Source organism: Marinicella litoralis (genome assembly GCF_002591915.1).
Classification (GTDB): domain Bacteria; phylum Pseudomonadota; class Gammaproteobacteria; order Xanthomonadales; family Marinicellaceae; genus Marinicella; species Marinicella litoralis.
The window spans coordinates 154059-175988 of sequence record NZ_NIHB01000002.1; the positions used below are offsets into that span (position 1 = coordinate 154059).

Annotated in this window: 23 protein-coding genes; 10 read left to right on the top strand and 13 right to left on the bottom strand. The window is 42.3% G+C overall.

All coding sequences use genetic code 11. From position 1 onward, the window contains the following. Positions 1-67: 67 nt before the first annotated feature. From CCS90_RS07220 to serC, 4 genes are all read right to left on the bottom strand, one after another. On the bottom strand, positions 68-1879 hold the full coding sequence (locus tag CCS90_RS07220; RefSeq protein WP_099018883.1) for an acyl-CoA dehydrogenase: 1812 nt from the start codon (positions 1877-1879) through the stop codon (positions 68-70). An 85-nt stretch (positions 1880-1964) separates the two neighbouring features. Continuing rightward, on the bottom strand, positions 1965-2183 hold the full coding sequence (locus tag CCS90_RS07225; RefSeq protein WP_099018884.1) for a VF530 family protein: 219 nt from the start codon (positions 2181-2183) through the stop codon (positions 1965-1967). 41 nt (positions 2184-2224) lie between these two features. After that, positions 2225-3088: a CvfB family protein gene (locus CCS90_RS07230; RefSeq protein ID WP_099018885.1), complete on the bottom strand. Its 864-nt coding sequence runs from the start codon at positions 3086-3088 to the stop codon at positions 2225-2227. Further along, complete coding sequence (gene serC / locus CCS90_RS07235; protein WP_099018886.1) at positions 3081-4160, bottom strand: 3-phosphoserine/phosphohydroxythreonine transaminase; 1080 nt, start codon at positions 4158-4160, stop codon at positions 3081-3083. Before serC ends, CCS90_RS07230 begins: the two co-directional genes overlap by 8 nt. A 77-nt stretch (positions 4161-4237) precedes the next feature. Here serC and msrP point away from each other — a divergent pair, with 77 nt between their 5' ends. The 4 genes from msrP (at position 4238) to CCS90_RS07255 (ending at position 7506) form a co-directional block, all read left to right on the top strand. Beyond that, complete coding sequence (msrP, locus tag CCS90_RS07240; protein WP_099018887.1) at positions 4238-5173, top strand: protein-methionine-sulfoxide reductase catalytic subunit MsrP; 936 nt, start codon at positions 4238-4240, stop codon at positions 5171-5173. Beyond that, positions 5173-5790 (top strand): protein-methionine-sulfoxide reductase heme-binding subunit MsrQ, encoded by a 618-nt coding sequence (gene msrQ / locus CCS90_RS07245; protein WP_099018888.1) that lies wholly within the window; start codon positions 5173-5175, stop codon positions 5788-5790. Before msrP ends, msrQ begins: the two co-directional genes overlap by 1 nt. Beyond that, positions 5747-7015 carry a threonine/serine exporter family protein gene (locus CCS90_RS07250; protein ID WP_099018889.1) on the top strand — a complete coding sequence of 423 codons (1269 nt, stop codon included), beginning with the start codon at positions 5747-5749 and terminating at the stop codon, positions 7013-7015. The genes msrQ and CCS90_RS07250 overlap by 44 nt, the downstream gene beginning before the upstream one ends. 116 nt (positions 7016-7131) lie before the next feature. Further along, complete coding sequence (locus CCS90_RS07255; protein WP_099018890.1) at positions 7132-7506, top strand: RNA-binding S4 domain-containing protein; 375 nt, start codon at positions 7132-7134, stop codon at positions 7504-7506. Positions 7507-7564: 58 nt separating this feature from the next. Here the strand turns inward: CCS90_RS07255 and cysQ are convergent, their stop codons facing one another. The 8 genes from cysQ to CCS90_RS07295 all read right to left on the bottom strand — a co-directional run bounded on the left by cysQ (position 7565) and on the right by CCS90_RS07295 (position 14664). Then, the gene (cysQ, locus tag CCS90_RS07260; protein ID WP_099018891.1) at positions 7565-8347 is read right to left on the bottom strand and encodes a 3'(2'),5'-bisphosphate nucleotidase CysQ; all 783 of its coding nucleotides are present in this window, start codon (positions 8345-8347) and stop codon (positions 7565-7567) included. After that, positions 8340-9134, bottom strand: coding sequence for an inositol monophosphatase family protein (locus CCS90_RS07265; RefSeq protein ID WP_211337073.1), 795 nt, complete (start codon positions 9132-9134; stop codon positions 8340-8342). Before CCS90_RS07265 ends, cysQ begins: the two co-directional genes overlap by 8 nt. Further along, positions 9112-10557, bottom strand: a complete 1446-nt coding sequence (locus CCS90_RS07270; RefSeq protein ID WP_099018892.1) for a mannose-1-phosphate guanylyltransferase/mannose-6-phosphate isomerase — start codon at positions 10555-10557, stop codon at positions 9112-9114. Before CCS90_RS07270 ends, CCS90_RS07265 begins: the two co-directional genes overlap by 23 nt. Continuing rightward, entirely contained in the window at positions 10554-11444 is an 891-nt protein-coding gene (gene rfbD, locus CCS90_RS07275; RefSeq protein ID WP_099018893.1) for a dTDP-4-dehydrorhamnose reductase, read from the bottom strand. The genes CCS90_RS07270 and rfbD overlap by 4 nt, the downstream gene beginning before the upstream one ends. Positions 11445-11454: 10 nt before the next feature. Next, complete coding sequence (gene rfbC / locus CCS90_RS07280) at positions 11455-12012, bottom strand: dTDP-4-dehydrorhamnose 3,5-epimerase (protein ID WP_099018894.1); 558 nt, start codon at positions 12010-12012, stop codon at positions 11455-11457. Beyond that, positions 12012-12887 (bottom strand): glucose-1-phosphate thymidylyltransferase RfbA, encoded by an 876-nt coding sequence (gene rfbA, locus CCS90_RS07285; RefSeq protein WP_099018895.1) that lies wholly within the window; start codon positions 12885-12887, stop codon positions 12012-12014. The genes rfbC and rfbA overlap by 1 nt, the downstream gene beginning before the upstream one ends. Positions 12888-12901: 14 nt before the next feature. Next, on the bottom strand, positions 12902-13957 hold the full coding sequence (gene rfbB / locus CCS90_RS07290) for a dTDP-glucose 4,6-dehydratase (protein WP_099018896.1): 1056 nt from the start codon (positions 13955-13957) through the stop codon (positions 12902-12904). Between the two features lie 74 nt (positions 13958-14031). Then, positions 14032-14664 (bottom strand): sulfotransferase family 2 domain-containing protein, encoded by a 633-nt coding sequence (locus CCS90_RS07295; protein WP_099018897.1) that lies wholly within the window; start codon positions 14662-14664, stop codon positions 14032-14034. A gap of 117 nt (positions 14665-14781) precedes the next feature. Between CCS90_RS07295 and CCS90_RS07300 the strand changes: the two genes are divergently transcribed. The 4 genes from CCS90_RS07300 (at position 14782) to CCS90_RS07315 (ending at position 19257) form a co-directional block, all read left to right on the top strand. Beyond that, on the top strand, positions 14782-15537 hold the full coding sequence (locus tag CCS90_RS07300) for an electron transfer flavoprotein subunit beta/FixA family protein (protein WP_099018898.1): 756 nt from the start codon (positions 14782-14784) through the stop codon (positions 15535-15537). After that, complete coding sequence (locus tag CCS90_RS07305; RefSeq protein WP_099018899.1) at positions 15534-16466, top strand: electron transfer flavoprotein subunit alpha/FixB family protein; 933 nt, start codon at positions 15534-15536, stop codon at positions 16464-16466. The genes CCS90_RS07300 and CCS90_RS07305 overlap by 4 nt, the downstream gene beginning before the upstream one ends. 4 nt (positions 16467-16470) lie before the next feature. After that, positions 16471-17994 carry an L-piperidine-6-carboxylate dehydrogenase gene (amaB, locus tag CCS90_RS07310; RefSeq protein ID WP_442757009.1) on the top strand — a complete coding sequence of 508 codons (1524 nt, stop codon included), beginning with the start codon at positions 16471-16473 and terminating at the stop codon, positions 17992-17994. Positions 17995-18447: 453 nt separating this feature from the next. After that, positions 18448-19257, top strand: coding sequence for a hypothetical protein (locus CCS90_RS07315; protein ID WP_099018900.1), 810 nt, complete (start codon positions 18448-18450; stop codon positions 19255-19257). A gap of 62 nt (positions 19258-19319) precedes the next feature. Here the strand turns inward: CCS90_RS07315 and CCS90_RS07320 are convergent, their stop codons facing one another. Next, on the bottom strand, positions 19320-19778 hold the full coding sequence (locus CCS90_RS07320; RefSeq protein WP_099018901.1) for a YybH family protein: 459 nt from the start codon (positions 19776-19778) through the stop codon (positions 19320-19322). Between the two features lie 118 nt (positions 19779-19896). Between CCS90_RS07320 and pyrD the strand changes: the two genes are divergently transcribed. Next, the gene (pyrD, locus tag CCS90_RS07325; protein WP_099019444.1) at positions 19897-20925 is read left to right on the top strand and encodes a dihydroorotate dehydrogenase (quinone); all 1029 of its coding nucleotides are present in this window, start codon (positions 19897-19899) and stop codon (positions 20923-20925) included. Then, positions 20903-21898: a UDP-N-acetylmuramate dehydrogenase gene (gene murB, locus CCS90_RS07330; protein WP_099018902.1), complete on the top strand. Its 996-nt coding sequence runs from the start codon at positions 20903-20905 to the stop codon at positions 21896-21898. Before pyrD ends, murB begins: the two co-directional genes overlap by 23 nt. The last annotated feature ends 32 nt before the right edge of the window (positions 21899-21930 follow it).

Sequence of the window (21930 nt, forward strand, 5' to 3'; positions counted from 1 at the left end):
GTCAATACCCTGGAAACTATCGTTATTTTCTGAACAAGCACCAAGCACAAAGCATCCATATTAATAATCAAAACCCGCTGGCATCAAAATCCATACATTGTGTATCAGATTGACTTAATAAAGCCAAAGTTGTTTCGATAGCGGGCAATTCATAGGTCATGAAATACATGCAGGTTTTAATTTTACCTTGGTAAAATGCCCGATCATCATCATTCACAACAGCTTGTATTCTGTCAGTAGCACAGATGGCCTGATTCAACCACATCCAAGCCACCACCACATGGCCAAATGCATCTAAGTATAATGTGGCATTGGCTAAATAGGCCGACATCCCCTTACTGGGAATTTTTTGTTGCATGGTTTGTGTGGTCTGCATCAACAAATCAAGGTGTTTTTGTAAAGCGGTGGCATAAGTCGACAAGTCATCAATGGCCTTTGCCTGTTCAACACTGTGCATGATTTCTGTAAACAACAATTTAGCCGAAGCGCCCTCATACTGCGTGACTTTGCGTCCCAGTAAATCCAAACCTTGAATGCCTTTGGTGCCTTCATGAATGTGATTCAACCGGTTGTCACGATAAAACCTTTCTACTGGATAATCTCTGGTGTATCCATAGCCACCATGTACTTGAATCGCTTGTTCATTGGCTCGTAAACCATATTCAGATGGCCATGATTTGGCTATCGGCGTGAGGATATCCAGCAATAAAGTATACTGCTTCAATCCATCAGCATCGCCTGCTTGCTTTGCAATGCGTTGTAAATCAACCAATTGAGCACAATAAAGCCCCAGTGCCAATCCACCTTCGGCATAACTTTTTTGCTGTATCAACATGCGTTTTACATCACTGTGCTCGATGATGGGTATCATTGGCGATGCGGGATCTTTCTGCGATAAATACCTGCCTTGTCGGCGTTCTTTGGCATAGGACAAAGCATGTAGATAACCGGTATACGCCAAAGAAGTTGCCCCCATACCAACACCAATTCTGGCTTCATTCATCATATGAAACATGTAATTCAGGCCTTTGCCCTCCTCACCCACCAAAAAACCTTTCGCTCCGTCATTTTCACCAAAATTCAGCACGGTATTGACCGTGCCACGATAACCCATTTTGTGATTAAGCCCAGCCAAAACCACATCATTCCTGTCACCTAAACTGCCATCATCATTGACCAAATATTTAGGTACAATGAACAATGAGATTCCTTTCACACCCGCTTGACCACCTGGTATTTTAGCCAACACCAAATGAATGATGTTTTCACTCAAGTCATGCTCTCCTCCAGATATCCACATTTTATTGCCTTGCAGTAAAAAGCCACCATCTTGCTGCAACACGGCTTGGGTTTTGATGTCAGCCAATGATGAGCCTGCTTGGGTTTCTGATAAACACATGGTGCCAAAAAACCGGCCTTCAATCAGCGGCTTGAGGTATTTGCTTTGTTGTTCTTTATTGCCATAAACACTGAGTAAATTAGCCACCCCCACTGACAACATTGGATAGGCTGCAGTGGACACATTGGCTGCAGCGAAGATGAATGTCATAGATTGGGAAACCAGATAGGGTAATTGCATTCCACCCATCTCAAAATCAAAAGATGCAGCTGTCAGACCAGATTCATTATAGGCATCTAAAGCTCGTTTAACTTCAGGATTAATGACAACTTTGCCTTCTTTAAACACCGGCTCATGTTCATCAACCAAGGCTGCATGGGGTTGGAATAATTCTTCCGCCATGCGTTCGGCCAGATCGAACAACTGCTCAATAACTTCTTTGGAATGATCTTGATACCTGGGCGCTTGGCAAAGTTGCTCTGCGTGCAAAACTTCATACAATTGAAAACTTAAATCGCGTCGGTTATAGATATGTGGCATGCTTGCTTTTTATGTTTGACTGAACAGACTATTGTAGAATAAAAGCCATCCATTTTTGGTCAAATTACCTGTAGTCTTAATATTTCTACTGGGTGATTGATAGGTACAAATCTTCAACCGCTGTTCTGGCCCACTGGGTTTTGCGTAAAAATTTCAAGGATGATTTGATTGAAGGGTTACTTTTAAAACAATTGACGTTTATTTTTTGTGCCAGCCCAGCCCAACCAAAATGAGCCACTAATTGGGTTACCATCATTTCCAAAGTGACACCATGTAAGGGGTTGTTTGCTTGGTCTTTACTCATTAGCTCAATGGACTCTTGTGATGAATTCAGGCACAAAGAGGTTAATCAACCAATCGAATTTTATCTTTAAGTATTTCAATTTTCTTTTGTTTGTACAAAGCACCAATGGCTTTCTTGTAGCTGCCTTTGCTGACTCGCCACTTTTGTTTGATGTCTTCTGGGCTGCTTTTGTCGGTCAAGAATGAAACTCCGCTACCAGCTTGTAAATCAGCCAAGATTTTTTCAGCCAACTCACCCAATTGTTCTTTGTTGGGTATGTGTAGCGTTAAATTGATTTTACCTTCTGGACTGATGGATTTGATGTAGGCCTTTTTGGCCAAACCAATCATGATGTTTTGGAATGCATCACTGTGGTGTAACAACCCCAAATGGGTGTTGTTCAATACCGCTTTATAACCCAAATCACTGCGACCACAAAACAAGGCATCCACTTCATCACCTGGTTTAAAAAAACCGCCATCGACTTCAATACCTTCACCCAGGTTGTTTTCCTCGTGTAGATGCTTGTCTAAACGCGCTGAAGCGCTGATTCTTTTTGAAGCCTTGTCGATGTAGGCATAGACCACTTTAAACATGCCTGGCCTCAGAGGTTTGGGTTGTTCAGCAAAGGGTAACAACAGGTCTTTGGGCAAACCCCAATCCATAAATGCGCCGACTTTATTGACATCAATCACTTTTAAATAAGCGCATTGGCCGACCATCACCTTGGGTGTTTCTGTGGTTGCAATCGGTTGGTCATCGGTGTCTAAATAGACAAATACTTCAATTACACTGCCCTCTTGAATTGAATCAGGCATGTGCCTGCGAGGCAACAGGATATCACCCAGCGCGCCACCATCCAAAGTGGCTCCCATTGTTAACAGGTGTTTGACCTTCAGTTTGTTCAGTTTTCCTAGTTTAACCATTGGTACGCTCAAATTCTTTCATGAAAGCAATCAAAGCATCGATGCCTGCTTCTGGGACTGCATTATAAATACTGGCACGCATGCCACCGACGGCCATATGGCCTTTCAACGCTTTTAAACCGGCATCACTACTGGTTTTTAAAAACAAGTCATTCAGCCTCTCATCCTGCAACCAAAATGGCACATTGACAGCTGATCGACAAACGGGATCCACCTTGTTCAAATAAAAATCACTGTGATCTACAAAATCATACAGTTTACTGGACTTGATTTGGTTAGTGGCTTCTATTGCTGCGACCCCACCTTGTGCTTTGACCCAACGCAGAACCAACAACATCACATACCAAGGAAAGGTCGGTGGCGTGTTGTAAAAAGACCGCGTATCGGCATAAGTTTTGTAATCGGTCATGGTGGGTAACAAATTTTTTGATTGGCCAATCATGTCACGTTTCATGATGACAAAAGTGATGCCTGCTATACCCATGTTTTTTTGTGCACTGGCATAAATCATTGAGTAGTCATTGACATCAAAAACCCGGGTTAATAAATCTGAAGTCATGTCACAACACAATGGGATGCCATGCGTCTCTGGCAATTGATGCCATTGAACACCTTCTAAAGTTTCATTGCTGGTGTAGTGGAAATAATCGGCAGATGGATTCAATTGACTGGCATCGTATGGCGGAATACTGGCATAAACCTCATCACTGATGGGTGCCGTGCTACTGGCTTGGGTGAACCTGGCAGCTTCCTTGATGGCTTGTTTGCCCCAGTGTCCATTGATGGCATAAACGGCCTGACCGTCTGTAGATGAAATATTGGTGGGCAACATCGAATATTGTAATCGTGCACCACCCGGAATCAACATCACGGCATATTCATCTGAAATATTTAACAACTCACGAGCCAAAGCTTCATTTTCATCTGCCATGTCAGTGAACTCTTTACTGCGATGTGAAACTTCCATGACTGAACAACCAGTGCCATTCCAATCATAAAGATCATTGGCTATTTGTTGTTTAACAGACAAAGGTAAAGCGGCCGGTCCAGCCGAAAAATTAAAGACGGTCATTTTATTTGTAAGGTATTTTCACGTTTGAGTGTCTTGAATTGTAGTATATTTATGCGAAATGCCAAGCTAAACTGACTATGAAATTTAAAAACACCCACAAAGACCATCAAATTACCGATGAATCCATTTATCAAAGTCGCAGAAAATTGTTAAAAGCAGGATTGATTGGAACAGCTGGCATGCTTTCATCACCCAACTTTGCTTTGACCTTACCTAAATCTGAACCTAACTCAAAATTTGTTATCGATGAGCTCACCAGAGAACAAGATGCCACCACCTACAACAATTTTTATGAATTCAGCCTCAGTAAATCGGGACCTTCAGAAAAGGCCGGTGGCTTGAAAACCGATCCATGGTCCGTTGAGGTTGGTGGTTTGTGTGAAAAGCAAGGCACTTTTGATTTAGAAAAATTAATCAATCAGTTTCAATTAGAAGAACGCATCTATCGCATGCGGTGTGTCGAAGCTTGGTCTATGGTTATTCCTTGGAACGGTTTCAAATTGTCTGACTTAATCAAATACTGTAAGCCTTTAAATTCGGCTAAATACCTCTATTTCGAAACTTTGTATGACCCCAAACAAATGCCTGGACAAAATGGCCGTTCAATCCCTTGGCCTTATCGAGAAGGCTTACGTATGGACGAAGCCATGAATGATTTGACCCTCATGGCTGTTGGCATGTATGGTAAAAACTTGCCTAATCAGAATGGAGCCCCGCTGCGCTTGGTAACCCCATGGAAGTATGGATTCAAAGGCATCAAGTCGATAGTAAAAATTCAATTCATGGATAAACAACCGATCAATTCTTGGCAAGCCATTGCTCCCAATGAGTATGGTTTTTATGCCAATGTCAATCCGCAAGTCGACCACCCACGATGGTCACAGGCCACTGAACGACGAATTACTGGTGGGTTTTCATTATTCAACAGTCGCATCGATACACAAATGTTTAATGGGTATGGCGATTATGTGGCTGATATGTACAATGGCATGGATTTACGCAAAAACTTTTAATGACACGTTTTTTATCTCCTATCAAAGTTCTGTTATTCATTGCTTTAATGATTCCATTGGGAATAATTGTATTTGATGGCTTTCAAAACAATTTAACTGCCGACCCAATTGAAGAACTATTGCATCGAACTGGTATTTGGTCATTGCGCCTATTGTTGCTGACAATGTTGATGACGCCTATGAAAGTCATCACGGGTTCATTTGTGTTCATCAGGGTCAGGCGCATGATTGGATTGTTTGCCTTCTTTTATGCCAGCTTACATTTGCTTATTTATGTGTGGTTAGATCTGGGCTTGGACTGGGCACACTTGCTTGAAGACATCATTGAGCGCACGTTCATCACTGTAGGGATGTTGGCATGGTTACTTATGTTACCAATGGCCATAACCTCTAATAAACGCATGATGCGTAAATTAGGTAAAACTTGGAAGCGAATTCACCAAGCTATCTATCTGGTCATCTGTTTGGCCAGTTTACATTTTATCTGGCTAGTTAAATCAGACATCACTGAACCCTTGATATATACTGGAATCGGGTTATCATTGCTGCTTTTTAGAGTCGCACATCATTACCATGGTAAAAGATCAAAGCATAAAGGGTCGACAAACACAGGATAGGCAGACCAGAGACCGACAAACCAGAAGAAAACAGGCCAATATTTTACTTCATATTTGTCGTGCGATTTCTGAAGCAGGTGCGCCTGCACATCGTTTGGAATCTTATATGCTGGTTATTTCTGAAAAATTCAAACTTGAAGCCAGCTTCTTTGCCATGCCAACTGCCGTTTTGGCCAGCATAGGTGAAGATGAATACAGCCAACGATCTTACATGATCAAAACAGACCCCAATGACATCAATTTAGCCACTTTGCACACCATCAATGAGGTGATCAATGAATTGGAAAGCGATGTAATTGATTTAGACACGGCACTTAAAGCCATCAAAGACATCACCAGTAAACCTGCTGAATATCCAGACTGGTTATTTGCCTTGTGTTTTGGTCTGGTGGCGGGCGGCTTCACCACCTTGTTTTCCGGCAGTTGGAATGACGTACTGGCGGCCTCATTTCTGGGACTGTTAACAGGTTTAATTACCATCTACAGCAAACCATATAAATATTTGTCACAGTTGTTGACCCCATTGGCAGCCATGATTGTTGGATTTTCCGCCATCACCATCAGTCATTACTGGCAAACCATTGATCATTTTCTGGTGTCATTGGCTGGATTAATCATCTTGGTACCCGGCCTGGGAATCACCATTGCCATGCGAGAACTGTCAACCGGCCACTTGGTTTCTGGCAGCAGTCGCATGGCAGGAGCCGTAACCACCTTGTTCTTATTGTCTTTTGGCTTGGCCTTGGGTTATTTGATTGCTCAAAGTATTTACGGTGAAACAGCCGTTCATAAAATGGCCAATGTACCTGCTTGGTTTAATTATTTGGCGTTGGTGGTCACAGCCTTGTGTTTTTCTGTTTTATTCAAAGCCAGATTTGCCGATACTTTTTGGATTTTCCTGTCCATCGGCTTGGCCTTCGCGGGTTCCAGCTTGATTGGATTATGGATGGAACAACCCTTTAAATCTTTGGGAGCCGTATTGTTGGTGTCGATAGCTGGCAACATTTATTCACGCATCAGTTCGAACCCTGCATCGGTGATGCACATTCCTGGTATCATATTATTGGTTCCAGGCAGTATTGGTTTTAATTCATTATCGGCCATGTACACCAACGACACCATGACTGGCGTTCAAGCTGCATTCAATGCCATCATCATCGCTGTGGCCATTTCTGTGGGCTTATTGGTAGGAAATTTAATTGTGCCTCCGAAAAAGGACCTTTGAGCCCATATACATTAAAGGCAATTAAAAAAACCAGGGATAAATACAGAAACAATCCAGCGAGTAATCACATTGACAATGATAGACTATAAAGTCAATTGAATAAAAAACATGAATCAATGGAAAGAATAGATAAATGGCTCTGGGCCGCACGATTTTTTAAAACAAGGACTTTGGCCAAAAAAATGGTTGAACAAGGGAAAATCAAAGTGGATGGTCAAAAATGTAAGCCTTCTAGGAATATTGCGATTGGAAACCACATCAGCATCAAAAAAAATGATCAATTATGGGAAGTTAAGGTGTTACAAATGGCCGAAAAAAGAGGTTCAGCCACCATTGCACAAACGTTGTATGAAGAAACAGCAGAAAGTATTAAAAACAGAGAATCAGCCATCCTGTTAAGTAAGATGGAATACCACTCCACACCCAAACCTGACAAAAGACCCACCAAAAAGCAAAGAAGGGACATCAAGAGTTTTAAATCACAAGGATAAAAAAAGGAAAGGTTTTTACCCCTTTCCTTGCTTAAACATTAAACCCTTAGTCTATATTTTATATATCGACCCAATGACGACTTTTATCACCAAACACCATAAAATGTGGGTTCAATAAAGATTCTTTTGTATTATATATCAGTGGTTTACCGTCCATTGTTACCACATGACCTCCAGCTTGTTCAACGATGCATTGTGCTGCCGCTGTGTCCCATTCAGACGTTAAACCTAATCTTGGATATAAATCAGCTTTACCTTCAGCCACCAAACAAAACTTCAATGAACTGCCCATACTGACCAGTTCATGTTGACCCAGTCGACCCAAGTAATCTTTCACTTCATCACTCATGTGTGAACGACTGCCAACCACAGTCGGTTTAAATCGACTGTTCTTTTTAACCATGATCGAACTTCTTTTACCCTCTGCTTTTTTAAACACACCCACGCCTACAGCCGCTGAATAGTTTACGCCAGAAACGGGCACATAAACCACTGACAATATAGATTTACCCTGTTCAATCAATGCAATATTGACTGTGAACTCGCCATTTTTTTTGATGAATTCTTTGGTGCCATCCAATGGGTCAACCAACCAATACTTGGTCCAAGCCTGTCGCTCTTCAAAAGGTATGGAAGCTGACTCTTCTGATAACACAGGAATTTCAGGTGTTAATTTATCCAGTCCTGCAACAATGACATTGTGGGCGGCCAAATCGGCCTTGGTTAACGGTGAATCATCGGACTTATGATCGACGCCAAAGTCCCCAGATTCGTAGATTTTCAGGATTGCATCACCAGCTTCAATGGCCAGTAACTCTATATCCTTAAGTAATTTATTCATTCAATTCTCTTATTCCTATCCCATGAGTTGATTCTGTTCCTGCCAATATACTGCTTGTTTCCAATCCAATTGGCTTCCCTTTGAGGTCAGTTATTTTTCCACCCGCTTCCCGAACAATAACGGTCAAAGCCGCTATATCCAAAATATTCACATCAGATTCGACCACCAAGTCGATTTTCCCAGATGCCAATAAATGATAATGGTAAAAATCACCGTAACCTCGTATTTTACTGAATTTTGTTAACAGTTGCCCTAATCTTTGCCAATTATTATGTACCAATGTTTGGATGTTGCCTGTTGAAACACAAGAGCTGTGATGTTCAAATTTTTCACTCACATGAATTGACTGACCATTGAGAAAAGCGCCCTCACCCAAGCTGGCCCAAGCCATTTCGTCAAACATCGGTGCATTTGACACCCCCATGACCAACTGGTCTTGATACATCAGTGCAATTTGAGTAGAAAAGAATGGATACTGTCGCACAAAACTTTTGGTACCATCAATGGGATCAATCAGCCACAAAAAATCACTGTCCTCATTGTCTGACCGCCCGAATTCTTCACCGTAAATCCCGTGGTCAGGGAATGTTTTAGCAATTTCAGCCCTGATCACCTGTTCACACTCTTTGTCTGCAATGGTGACCGGGGTTTGGTCACTTTTTACTTCAGTTGATAAATCACTGCCTTGATAATATTGTTTGATAACTGTTTCAGCCTTTCTGGCTGCTTGTTGAGCCACCAGTAACGCTTGTTCAATAACCTGATTAAGTGTTGGCTTGTTTGTCATCTATTCTTCCATAAATATCTTCGAACCTTTCAATATCATCTTCACCAAAATAACTGCCGCATTGAACTTCAATCAAAGCAATATCAGTGTCTGTTGGATTCTCAAGACGGTGCAATGTCTCAACGGGAATATAAACAGACTTGTTGGCTTCGAGCAAGAATTCATCGTCTCCCACCCGCACTTTAGCCGTGCCTGAAACCACCGTCCAATGTTCGCTGCGTTTGTGGTGTAATTGTAAAGACAACACTTGACCTGGTTTGACGATCAATCGTTTCACTTTACAATCATCTTCGTCTTCCAAGATGGTATAACTGCCCCACGGCCTGTGTACGGTTTTATGAAATACCGCCGCTTCATGGTCTTTGGCCTTAAGAAATTGAACCACATCTTTAACGCCTTGCGACTTGTCTTTGTGAGCAATCAATACGGCATCAGTGGTATCTACCACCATCAAATCATTAACCCCCACCACAGCCACCAAGCGATCCCCTGCTCTGATGTAACAGTTTTTTGAATCCACGGTTATGGCCTTACCCTCAATTCGATTGCCAGCTTCATCTGAGTCAGACAAATTGGCCATTGCATTCCATGATCCAATGTCATTCCAATCAAATCGAGAATCAACCACTGCCCGTTTATCGGCTTTTTCCATCACCGCATAATCGATTGAAATATCAGGTAATTGCATGAATTGTTTTAATTCAAATTCAACTTGGCTGTTGTTGGTATCGGTTGAATCAAAACAGGCTTTGGCTTGGGTCATTACTTCATTGGCTGTTTTTTGCATCGCCTCAATCAAGCTGCCCACTTGAAATGCGAACATCCCTGAATTCCAGCTGTATTCTCCAGATGAAACATAGGCTTCGGCCACTTCAAGACTGGGTTTTTCAACAAATTGCTCAATCACCGAAGCATGGTCATTTAAACGCTGTCCGGCTTTGATGTAACCATAACCAGTTTCTGGCGCCGTCGGGAAAATACCAAAGGTGGTTAAATAGCCTTTTGCAGCCAATTCAGCAGCTTGATAAACCGTTTTATTGAATGTTTCAATGTTTTTAATCAGGTGATCAGAAGGCATGACAATCATAATCGCATCATCACCATGGGCTTTCTGTACTTGTAAGGCAGCCAGAGCTATGGCTGGGGCTGTATTACGTCCTATGGGTTCCAATAAAAAACTTTGTTTGTCGATGTCACATTTTTTGTTCTTTTTATAGATGTCTTTACACAAAAAATAATAATCTCTTGAGGTAACCGTGACGACCTCACCTTCGGTGGCGATATCCAAAGCGCGGTCAAATGTTAACTCAGCCAATGTTTTGCCATCGGCCAGTTGCATAAATGGTTTCGGGTAAGCTTTTCTGGATACTGGCCACAGTCGTGTTCCAGCACCACCTGACAAAATGACAGGGATAATTTTCATGGTTTCATCCTTTGCATACATAGTTGTAGAGTGGTTTGCCAATGAGGTAGTTTAACATTAAAAGTACCTTCAAATTTTTGGTTATTGAGCACCGAATATTTGGGTCTTTCGGCTGCTGTAGGAAAGTCTTTGGTAGAAATGGGAATCAATTCTGGCACGCGGTCAATCAAGCCAATTCGGTGGGCTTGTGAAAATATTCGTTGGGCAAAACCAAACCATGTGGTTGAGCCATTGGAGGTTAAGTGATACAAACCAGTTTCTGGAATGTTTAAGGCCAACATCGTTGCCAATGCAATGGTGGCTGCCCAAGTGGGCGATCCTTGCTGGTCATTGACAATACGCAATTGCTGGTTGTTTTCAGCCAACCTCAACATGGTTTTCAGGAAGTTATTTCGTCGCGTTGAAAATACCCAAGCTGTGCGAAAAATCATGTATTCACAACCACTGTTTATGATCGCTTGCTCGCCTTCAAATTTAGTCTGACCATAGACGGATTTCGGGTTGGTGATGTCATTTTCTTTCCAGGGAAATTTATGGTCACCTGAAAATACATAATCTGTAGAGTAATGCACCAATAAACATTTATTTCTTTTGGCTGCTTGGGCCATCATTGAAACGGCATCACGATTGATTGATTCGGCAGCACTTTGCTGTGATTCAGCATCATCTACTTGAGTAAAGGCCGCTGCATTACAAATCACATCTGGTTTGATGTTATCAATTTTTTTATCGATATCAGACTCATCAGACAAGTCCAACTTAATCGTTGTCATGCCATCAACTTCTCTGCCATTCGAGGTGGTCGGAATCACTTCCCGGTTAAACTGTAAAGTACGCCACAACTCATACCCCACTTGCCCATCTGCACCAACCAACAAAACTTTCATGAGCGGTTCCTCATGGTTCAAACCTGGGCAATTTATTTATATTAAAGTCTTTTAACTTCAATGCATTACTGTCTTTATCTGACAATTTAGCTTGCTTGATCGGCCAATCAATATTCAATTCTGGATCATCCCATGACAAGGAAGCTTCTGCACTGGCATCGTAATAATTGGTACACATATAACAGAAGGTTGCTGTTGCTGAAAGCACACAAAAACCATGTGCGAAGCCTTCAGGCACATAAAATTGTTTGTGATTCTTTTCACTCAGCACAACAGATTCGTGCTGTCCAAAGGTGGGTGAACCGACTCGGATATCAACGGCCACATCAAAAACCTCACCTTCGAGCACATAAACCAATTTCCCTTGAGGCTTTGGGTTTTGAAAATGTAATCCACGCAAAACACCACATTCAGATTTAGACACATTGCTTTGAACAAATGGCTGTTTGATGCCGGCCTCTTGGTACCTTTGACTTTGCCACGATTCCATAAAATATCCTCGCTCATCGCCAAACACTTGAGGTTCTATGGTTAAAACACCCGATAATTTTGATTCAATTATTTTCATCAATGTCCCTTAACCAATGAAATTAAATACTGACCATAACCATTTTTAGCGATGGGTTGGGCCAATTGCATGACTTTTTCAGCATCTATCCAACCATTGTTATAAGCAATTTCTTCCGGGCAGGCGATTTTAATGCCCTGACGTTTTTCGATGGTTGAAATAAAATTGGTGGCCTCTGCCAACGAATCATGCGTGCCAGTATCTAACCAAGCATAACCCCTGCCCATCAGTTCGACATTCAAAGATTTTTGCTCTAAATACACTTTATTTAAATCAGTAATTTCTAATTCACCTCGATGTGAAGGTTTTAATGACTTGGCAATTTCCGTGGCTTGCCCATCATAGAAATACAGACCAGTGACGGCATAATTTGATTTGGGTTTGGCAGGCTTTTCTTCTAGATCAACCACCACGCCATTGTCATCAAAAGCAGCCACGCCATACCGTTCTGGATCATGTACCCGATAACCGAATACAGTTGCACCGTGCTCACGTACACTGGCATTGAGCATCAATGCCCCCATACCTGCACCATGAAAAATATTGTCGCCTAAGATCAAACAAGATTCGTCACCTGCCACAAACTGTTCACCAATCAAATAAGCTTGAGCCAGACCACCTGGATCTGGTTGAACCGCATACTGTAAATTCATACCCCATTGTGAACCATCGCCCAAAAGTTGTTGAAACAAGGCTTGTTCATGAGGGGTGTTGATGATTAAAACATCTTTGATTCCCGCTTCCATCAAAGTGCTTAAAGGGTAATAAATCATTGGTTTGTCATAAACCGGTAACAGCTGTTTACTGATTGAGTGTGTAAGTGGATACAAACGTGTCCCCGATCCACCTGCCAATATGATGCCTTTTCTACTCATGTATTCATTGCTCCTTAAGCATTTTCGCCCAGACGTTGGCCTTGATAGCTGCCGTCCTTGACTCGGTCTGACCATGTTTGATTGTCTAAATACCATTGTATGGTTTTTTTGATGCCAGATTCAAAAGTCTCTTTAGGTTGCCAATTCAATTCGTTTTGTAATTTACTTGAATCAATGGCATACCTTCGATCATGACCCGGTCGATCCTTGACATAAGTGATCAACTCGCGTCTGGATTGTTTTAATGGCTTAATCGCATCCAACAAGTCACACAGCACATGGACAATATCAATGTTTTGCCTTTCTTCGTTACCACCCACATTATAAACCTCGCCCAAGCTCCCTGCCGAGATCACTGTTTCTATCGCTCGACAGTGGTCTTCAACGTACAACCAGTCCCTGACATTTTTACCATCACCATAGACCGGTAAAGCGTCGCCGTTCAACGCCTTCTCAATCATCAGTGGAATGAGTTTTTCAGGGAATTGATACGGTCCATAATTGTTTGAACAATTGGTGGTCAAGACCGGCAAACCATAAGTGTGGTAATAAGCCCTGACCAAGTGATCCGAACTTGCTTTTGAAGCTGAATAGGGAGAATTGGGGGCATAGGGTGTGGTTTCGCTGAATGCACCTGTTTCACCCAATGAACCGTAAACTTCATCGGTTGAAACATGTAAAAATCTGAACTTTGATTGCCGCTCAACAGACAATGATTGGTAATACTTCAATGCCTGTTGCAACATATTGAAAGTACCCATGACATTGGTTTCAATAAAAACTTGTGGTCCCTCAATGGAGCGATCCACATGTGACTCAGCTGCGAAATGCACTATCGCATCAGGCTGGTGTTTTTGTAACAAATCGGCCACCAATTCAGCATCAACAATATCGCCTTGTACAAATTGGTGATTGGGGTGGTTGGCCACTTGCTGCAATGTATCTAAATTACCGGCATAACTTAATTTATCTAAGTTAATGATATTTCTATTATTTTTTAATATTTGGCGCAGCACAAAATTGCCACCAATGAATCCAGCTCCACCCGTCACTAACCACTTATCTGTCATAAATCAAAGTTGTAAAAAAGGCGCACATTATAGCAGACTGAATGGCTAATAACAGGCACTGCAGTGTCATCTCATCAAGCGTCTTCAAAGTCATACTCAAAAGCATTGACGTCCTCTTGCCACAAGGTTCTGACTTGTTCTCTTAACGGTTTGTCATAATAACTGCGATAGTCTCGTCTTTTCACTTGATTGATGTGCGGTAAATCAGCAAAACTGACTCCTATGTTTTCTGCAATCACACCCAGCGATTCATTCAGAGATTCAAGCTTGCCAATATAGTCACAACCTAAGTTACCATCCTTTAATTTCAAAACATTGACCTGATGAGCAGCCGGTCTTTGGCTTTGGTAAATAACATATTCACTGAATGACAACTTGGCAAGCTTATTGAACCTTGAATGTGTGGGTTGGGTTTTGATGTACTCATACTCAGACACCAAACGATCCCAAGGATTCCTGACAATGGCAAACTTGAAATATTTTTCAAACAGCGCATTTGGCATCGACCTTTCTGCTTCAAGTAGAGCAGAATGCTTGCGGAATGAATGTTTATGGTAATCAACCACAAAGCCATTGCGGCTTAAAAACTTATACCAAAGGTTGTTGTTTTTGGGCAAAGAAACCTGCTCCAATATTTGACGCAAACTGGTTCCAGCAGCCTTCCTGATGTGTACAAATACGAACTGATGGCTGTCGGAAATCAACATAGATTGAATATTTGGTAAAAACAGCCATTAAACAATAAAAGTTTGCCCCTCGCAAGGATGATATTCAATTGACAAAGTGATATAATCCCTCGCCTTTTAACAGACCGTAAAACTCACATGAAAATTCTTGTAGCAATCAAACGCGTTGTTGACTACAACGTAAGGGTTCAGGTTAAGCCTGACGGCTCAGGTGTGGCCACCGATGGCGTCAAAATGAGTATCAACCCATTTGACGAAATTGCCATTGAAGAAGCACTGCGAATCAAAGAACAAGGCAAAGCAGATGAAGTCATCGTTGTAACCATAGGCAGCAATGATTCTCAGCAACAACTCAGAACTGCCATGGCCATGGGTGCCGATCGTGCCATATTGGTTGAAACCACTGCTGCAGTACAACCATTACATGCCGCTCAAGTCTTATTGAAAGTGATTGAACATGAACAACCTGGTCTGGTCATTACTGGTAAACAAGCCATTGATGATGACAACAACCAAACGCCACAAATGCTGGCGACCTTATGGAACCGACCACAAGCTACATTTGCCTCCAAGGTAGAATTCGTTGAGGACAACAAAATCAACGTCACTCGTGAAGTGGACGCCGGATTGGAAACCATTCAAGTTGAATTACCGGCAGTGGTATCAACCGATTTACGCTTGAATGAACCACGCTTCGTTAAATTACCAGACATCATGAAAGCCAAGCGTAAACCACTGGATGTACAAAGCATTGATGAATTGGTACCAGCACCCAAAGGCACAGCCATTGAAGTGCTGAAACATGAATCACCACAACCCCGACAAAAAGGGGTGATGGTAGAAACAGTCGATGAATTGATTGAAATCTTAAAAGACAAGGGGTTGGCATCATGAGTAAAGTATTGATATTGGCCGAACACAACGGCTCAACAATTAACCAATCAACAGCCAAAGTTTTGACTGCTGCCAAACAATTGAATGCAGACAACATCGATGTGTTGGTTTTTGGAAATGACTCCGGACTGGCCACACAGGTTGCGGTATTGAACGGCGTCAATCAAGTGCATTATGTTCAATGTGATGACAACCATGACCAATTGGCAGCTTCTATTGCGCCCACCATTGCTGACATGGCTAAAAACTACAGCCATATTTTTGGCCCATCCACCACCTTCGGTAAAGACGTGATGCCACGTGTTGCCGCATTATTAGAAGTAAATCAGCTCAGTGATGTGATGGAAATCATCGACGCCAATACATTCAAACGTCCGATCTATGCCGGTAATGCAATCATCACCGTCAAGACAGATACAACGCAAATTGTGGCCACCATTCGCACCGCCTCATTTCCAGCTGATAAATCAAGCGATGGCCAAGCCTCTGTTGCAGAGTCATCATTATCGACTGCAGCCACACACACAAAATTCGTGACATTGGCCAGCGGCAATTCTGACAGACCTGACTTACAAACTGCCAGCAAGGTAATCTCTGGCGGGCGCGGCGTGGGTTCGAAAGAAAATTTTGAAATCGTCTATAACTTGGCCGATAAAATGGGTGCAGCCACCGGCGCATCTCGTGCTGCTGTCGATGCGGGCTATGTACCCAATGACATGCAAGTCGGTCAAACCGGTAAAATCATTGCACCTGACTTGTACATGTGTTTTGGCATTTCGGGTGCGATACAACATTTAACTGGGATCAAAGATGCTGGCACCATTGTTGCCATCAATAAAGACGGCGATGCCCCCATATTTGAAGTGGCCGATGTAGGATTGGTTGGTGACTTATTTAAAATTATTCCTGAAATGATGGAAAAACTCTGAGGATATTATGATGGATTTTATGAAAGAATTAGGCCTTAAAGACGTTAACTCTGGAACGTGTACAGGTCCGAATGAATGGTCAACAGATGACTCTGCTGGTTTGATTGAGTCTCACAACCCTGCCACCGGCGAGTTGATGGGCAAAGTGATGTCATCATCAGATGCCGATTACGAAAACGTGGTAAACAAAGCGCAAGAAGTGTTCAAGGAATGGCGTAAAGTACCTGGACCCTTGCGAGGTGAAGCCGTGCGTTTGGTTGGTGAAGCCTTACGTAAACACAAAGATGCCTTGGGTTCATTGGTGGCTGCTGAAATGGGTAAAATCAAATCAGAAGGCGATGGTGAGGTACAAGAGATGATTGACATGGCAGATTTCGCTGTGGGTCAATCTCGCATGATGTACGGTAACACCATGCACTCAGAACGCCCTGGTCACAGAATGTATGATCAATGGCATCCAATCGGCGTGGTTGGTATCATCTCTGCCTTTAACTTTCCTGTGGCCGTATGGTCATGGAATGCTTTTGTGGCAGCCATTTGTGGCAATGTTTCCATTTGGAAACCTTCACAAAAAGTGCCATTGTGTTCAATTGCAGTACAAAACATCTGTAACGAAGCCCTGAAAGAGGCCGGATTCCCACCAATCTTCTTGTTATTCAATGACAACAGCAATGAACTGGCGAAAAAATTCGTTGATGACAAACGCGTTAACTTGGTTTCATTTACCGGTTCAACCAACGTAGGTCGTCAAGTCGGAGTACAAGTGGCTAAACGCATGGGTCGTTCATTGTTAGAATTGGGTGGCAACAATGCCTTAATCGTTGACAAGACGGCTGATTTAAAATTGGCCGTTCCTGCGATTGTCTTTGGTGCTGTTGGCACTGCCGGACAACGTTGTACAACAACGCGCCGTTTGTTCGTACATGAGGACATCGCTGATGAGCTGATTGCGACAGTGGTAAAAGCCTACAAACAAGTCCCGATTGGCAATCCCTTGGATGCCGATACATTGATGGGTCCATTGATTGATGAGCCATCGGTACAAATGTACTTAGATGCGGTCGAAAAAGCCAAAGCTGCTGGCGGTGAAGTACTTACCGGTGGCAAGCGTGTTGACGGCCCTGGTCATTTTGTAGAACCTTGTGTGATCAAAGCAGAAGGACACTGGGATGTGGTTAAAACTGAAACCTTCGCCCCTATTCTTTATGTGATGACATTCAGTGATTTGGATGCAGTGATTGAGGCGCAAAACGACGTGGCTCATGGTTTGTCTTCTGCCATATTTACCAACGACTTGCGTCAAGCTGAGCAATTCCTGTCATCCGCTGGTTCAGACTGTGGAATCGCCAACGTCAACATCGGAACATCAGGTGCTGAGATTGGTGGCGCATTCGGTGGTGAAAAAGAAACGGGTGGCGGTCGTGAAGCCGGTTCTGACGCTTGGAAAGCCTACATGCGCAGACAAACCAATACCATCAACTACTCAACTGAACTGCCATTGGCACAAGGCATCAAATTTGACATCTAAATGTCAGTTTGATTACAGCACTAAAAAGGGCCTGACGGGCCCTTTTTTAGTTGTTTTAACAAATAATCACATGTCATTCTGAGCGAGCGAAGGCCAGGCAATTAAATGATTGCGGTTTGACGCAGTCAAGAAGCGATATTGTAATACCGTAGGCCGTGAGTCGAAGAATCTCCGAACGCAGGGGCATATCTTATTTTCTGTCATCCTGAGCGAAGCCGAAGGATCTCATTGGGGTTCGTAACTTGCTTTTATTGTTGGGTCTCTGATAGATTCAAATAATTTCTAACTGACTCACGGGTAAAGTGTTTCCTTAATTCAGCCACCTAAGTATATTTATTACCTTTCATGACCTGTTAAGTGGCAGGTAATTAACCTATTCACAGGACATACCAACTGTTTGATTCCAATCAACGAGGTGGTCTATACTGAAACAACAGAACACGGAGCAATTTAATGATCAAATCAATTCAACTATATTTTTTCATTGGTTTATTGCTGATAACTGGTACCTGTACCAGCTTGCAATCACAGGCAAATAACAGCAATGACCGTGATGTCCAAACAACCATGGCTGATGAATTAAAAGCCGCCATTAATCAAGGTGGCGTGGCAGCAGCCAAAAAAAGATTCGCCGAAATTTACCCCGCACAAAAATCAAAATACCCATTTGATGCCTCAGCCTTTATGCAACTGATTACAGAATACGTTAATTCAGGTAACATGGAAGTGGTGCAAGTTTTGGCTGAAATCAATGCAACCCTCAGCCAGGAAATGATTCAGACACAATTGGCTGCTGCGCAACCTCAAATGTCAGCATTGATGGCACAACATGAACAGGCATTGGCCCTAGCCAATCTGCAGCAACAACAATTGATTGAACAAATGGAACAGGGGGAGAAACCCCAACTTAAGCCAACAAGCAAAGGTTCATTGCGTTCTGATTTAGATCGATTTATCGGCTTGTATGGTGCGCCGAACAATTCATCAGCACACCGTCAATTATGGGTTTCGAAATCCTGTGAAGGACAATTGGTGGTTGGAGCCACATGGGGTGATGCAGCACCTTGGTGGATGCAGGCGGATGCTGATGCAGTATTTACCTACAGCGATCATTTTTTTTCATTGGCCATAAGGTTTACATTAGATGACAATAATCAAGCCTCAGAACTCACTCATGATCTAGCAAACTTTACCAGTCCCTTGATTCGCACTGGACCTTTGACTGCTGACTATCCATCATGCTTAGAACCACACAGAAGATAAAGATTAATTGAAACCCATTGAAACAATTAACATATTTGAATGACAAATTTTTATGTCAGCACTTATGCTTCTTGTTCAGGTACTTCCATCAACAAGGCAGGCTTATCCAATTCAAAATCAAAGGGCATAGAAACATGCTCATGTACCACTTTCCAGTGATCATTGATTTTTTGAAAGCAAACAGTGAGTCTGAACCAAGCTTCGGCAGCTGGGTTATCAGTTTGCGCCCCACCGACTCTTGAATACCCATACAAAAAACCCATACCATCTGCCGCATGTATGGTGACACGCTGTCTTTCCACTGAAATATTTCCAGCAAAATAAGGAAAGCACTTGATCCACAGGTTTTTGTAACCCTCTTTGGTTTCGGTTTGTGTGCCCAAATCATAAACTTTGGCATCATCACTGTAATAATGTGCCATTAACTCAGCATCTTTCTCATACAGTGCTTCCGACCACTCCTGCATCAATGCTTCAATCTCTTTGGCTTGTTCTGTGTTTCCTATTCTTTCAATTTTCATGTTTTGACTGTCAATAATATAAATATGTTCATCAATTTATCACAGCTGCAATATTCTGATCAAAAAATCACAAAATGATTTAAAATCTAACTTCCTTAGAAATACCTCAATGGTTAACATGATTGAATTTTTTGCCCGCAAAACTTTACAAGCCCTACCCGCTGAATTGGCTCATGACTTGGCCATCAAGGCACTGGGTTCTCCATTGTCGATTTTTTCTAAAGCCAAACAAATGAAGAACCCTGTTGAATTGATGGGCATCACTTTTCCAAACCCTGTAGGTTTGGCGGCTGGCTTTGATAAAAATGGCGATGCACTACATGGCTTAAGTAAACAAGGTTTTGGTTTTTTGGAAATTGGCACCATCACACCCAAGCCTCAAACTGGAAATGACAAACCTCGATTATTTAGGTTGGCGGCCGACGAAGCCATCATCAACCGAATGGGGTTTAACAACAAAGGCATTGATTACTTGGTCAATCAAGTTAAGCAATCAAGTTATAAAGGCATATTAGGCATCAACATTGGTAAAAACAAAACCACAGCCAATGAAAAAGCCGTTGATGACTATGTCCATTGCTTTGAAAAAGCCCGCACCTTATGCGATTACATCACGGTCAATATATCGTCACCCAACACACCTGATTTGCGTGAGTTACAAAACGACCAAGCACTGATCCATTTATTGACTGGAATCAAAGCCAAACAATTAGAATGTGAACAAAAAGACGGTAAATACACCCCTGTATTGGTAAAAATTTCGCCCGATCAAAATGAACAACAACTGGAGTTCATGGTGCAGCAAATAATAGCATTGGGCTTCGATGGCATCATCTGCACCAACACCACTGTTGACAGACCCAAGACACTAAACAGTGATAAAGAAACCATCAATCAAATGGGTGGATTAAGTGGTAAGCCATTACTAAAAAAATCCAATGAAACCTTGCGCTTGGTAAGAACTTTTGCAGGCGAAAATTTCCCAATTATTGCAGTTGGTGGTATCATAGATAAAAAGGACGCACTGACTAAATTAAAGTTAGGTGCCAATTTAATCCAAATTTATACTGGCTTCGTGCTCAAAGGCAATAACCTTATTAAACAAATCAATGACCATATAAACAGTGAAAATACACAACGATTATAACCTTAAGCAATTAAACACCTTATCTGTAGATTGTCACTGTGATCAATTTGTTGAAATCAATTCACTGGCAGATCTAGAATCATTGCCTCAAGACATTAAAATCACTGAAATGCTGGTATTGGGCGGAGGCAGCAATTTACTGTTCACTCAAGACCTCAATCGTTTTGTGGCACACATTAAACCCAGAAAGCACATCACCATCGTCGACAATTTAGTTGTGGCCTGGGCCGGTACTGTTTGGAATGATTTGGTTGACTGGGCAGTAGACAGGAATTTGGGGGGGATTGAAAATTTAGCCGCCATTCCTGGTTTGGTAGGGGCAGCACCCTTTCAAAACATTGGCGCTTATGGAGTTGAAATCAAAGATTGTCTGGTTTGGGTCGAAGTATACAACTGGCACACCGGACTTTATCACCGATTAAGTAATGAAGAATGTTTATTTTCTTATCGTCACAGCATATTTAAATACCATGATCAACCATGGATAATCAGTAGAATTGGGTTGGATCTAAGATCAAATGCACCCGTCAACATTGAATATGAACCACTCAAGCAAAGGATTATGGGCACCACCAAAAATCCAAGCTACCGACAAGTGGCTGATGAAGTCACCCGAATAAGGGCTGAAAAGTTACCCGACCCAAAAACCTTGCCCAATGCAGGAAGTTTTTTCAAAAACCCTGTCATCAACGCACAACAAGTCAAGCGAATTCAAAGGCGGTTCAAAGACCTTCCCTTGTTTGACACGGCCCAAGAACATGAATACAAGACCAGCGCAGCCTGGTTATTAGAACAAAGTGGTTTCAAAGGACACAAAGAAGGCGACGCGGGTTTTTATGACAAACATGCCTTGATTTTGGTTAATCATGGCAATGCCACTGGACAAGATTTATTTCGCATGACTAAACTGGCCAAAAGAGCGGTCAAAGCCAAATTTGGTATTGAATTGGAAGATGAAGTCAGGGTGCTTTAAACTGAAGCCTTGAAAAAGTTTGACCCAAGTCA

Coding starts and splice junctions, on each gene's coding strand:
- rfbA (WP_099018895.1), bottom strand. CDS start 12,887: ATGAGTAGAAAAGGCATCATATTGGCAGGTGGATCGGGGACACGTTTG.
- CCS90_RS07305 (WP_099018899.1), top strand. CDS start 15,534: ATGAGTAAAGTATTGATATTGGCCGAACACAACGGCTCAACAATTAAC.
- CCS90_RS07270 (WP_099018892.1), bottom strand. CDS start 10,557: ATGAAAATTATCCCTGTCATTTTGTCAGGTGGTGCTGGAACACGACTG.
- CCS90_RS07315 (WP_099018900.1), top strand. CDS start 18,448: ATGATCAAATCAATTCAACTATATTTTTTCATTGGTTTATTGCTGATA.
- msrQ (WP_099018888.1), top strand. CDS start 5,173: ATGACACGTTTTTTATCTCCTATCAAAGTTCTGTTATTCATTGCTTTA.
- CCS90_RS07230 (WP_099018885.1), bottom strand. CDS start 3,088: ATGGTTAAACTAGGAAAACTGAACAAACTGAAGGTCAAACACCTGTTA.
- msrP (WP_099018887.1), top strand. CDS start 4,238: ATGAAATTTAAAAACACCCACAAAGACCATCAAATTACCGATGAATCC.
- CCS90_RS07250 (WP_099018889.1), top strand. CDS start 5,747: ATGGTAAAAGATCAAAGCATAAAGGGTCGACAAACACAGGATAGGCAG.
- rfbC (WP_099018894.1), bottom strand. CDS start 12,012: ATGAAAATAATTGAATCAAAATTATCGGGTGTTTTAACCATAGAACCT.
- rfbD (WP_099018893.1), bottom strand. CDS start 11,444: ATGAAAGTTTTGTTGGTTGGTGCAGATGGGCAAGTGGGGTATGAGTTG.
- rfbB (WP_099018896.1), bottom strand. CDS start 13,957: ATGACAGATAAGTGGTTAGTGACGGGTGGAGCTGGATTCATTGGTGGC.
- CCS90_RS07295 (WP_099018897.1), bottom strand. CDS start 14,664: ATGTTGATTTCCGACAGCCATCAGTTCGTATTTGTACACATCAGGAAG.
- cysQ (WP_099018891.1), bottom strand. CDS start 8,347: ATGAATAAATTACTTAAGGATATAGAGTTACTGGCCATTGAAGCTGGT.
- CCS90_RS07320 (WP_099018901.1), bottom strand. CDS start 19,778: ATGAAAATTGAAAGAATAGGAAACACAGAACAAGCCAAAGAGATTGAA.
- serC (WP_099018886.1), bottom strand. CDS start 4,160: ATGACCGTCTTTAATTTTTCGGCTGGACCGGCCGCTTTACCTTTGTCT.
- CCS90_RS07220 (WP_099018883.1), bottom strand. CDS start 1,879: ATGCCACATATCTATAACCGACGCGATTTAAGTTTTCAATTGTATGAA.
- pyrD (WP_099019444.1), top strand. CDS start 19,897: ATGATTGAATTTTTTGCCCGCAAAACTTTACAAGCCCTACCCGCTGAA.
- CCS90_RS07300 (WP_099018898.1), top strand. CDS start 14,782: ATGAAAATTCTTGTAGCAATCAAACGCGTTGTTGACTACAACGTAAGG.
- CCS90_RS07255 (WP_099018890.1), top strand. CDS start 7,132: ATGGAAAGAATAGATAAATGGCTCTGGGCCGCACGATTTTTTAAAACA.
- CCS90_RS07225 (WP_099018884.1), bottom strand. CDS start 2,183: ATGAGTAAAGACCAAGCAAACAACCCCTTACATGGTGTCACTTTGGAA.
- CCS90_RS07265 (WP_211337073.1), bottom strand. CDS start 9,134: ATGACAAACAAGCCAACACTTAATCAGGTTATTGAACAAGCGTTACTG.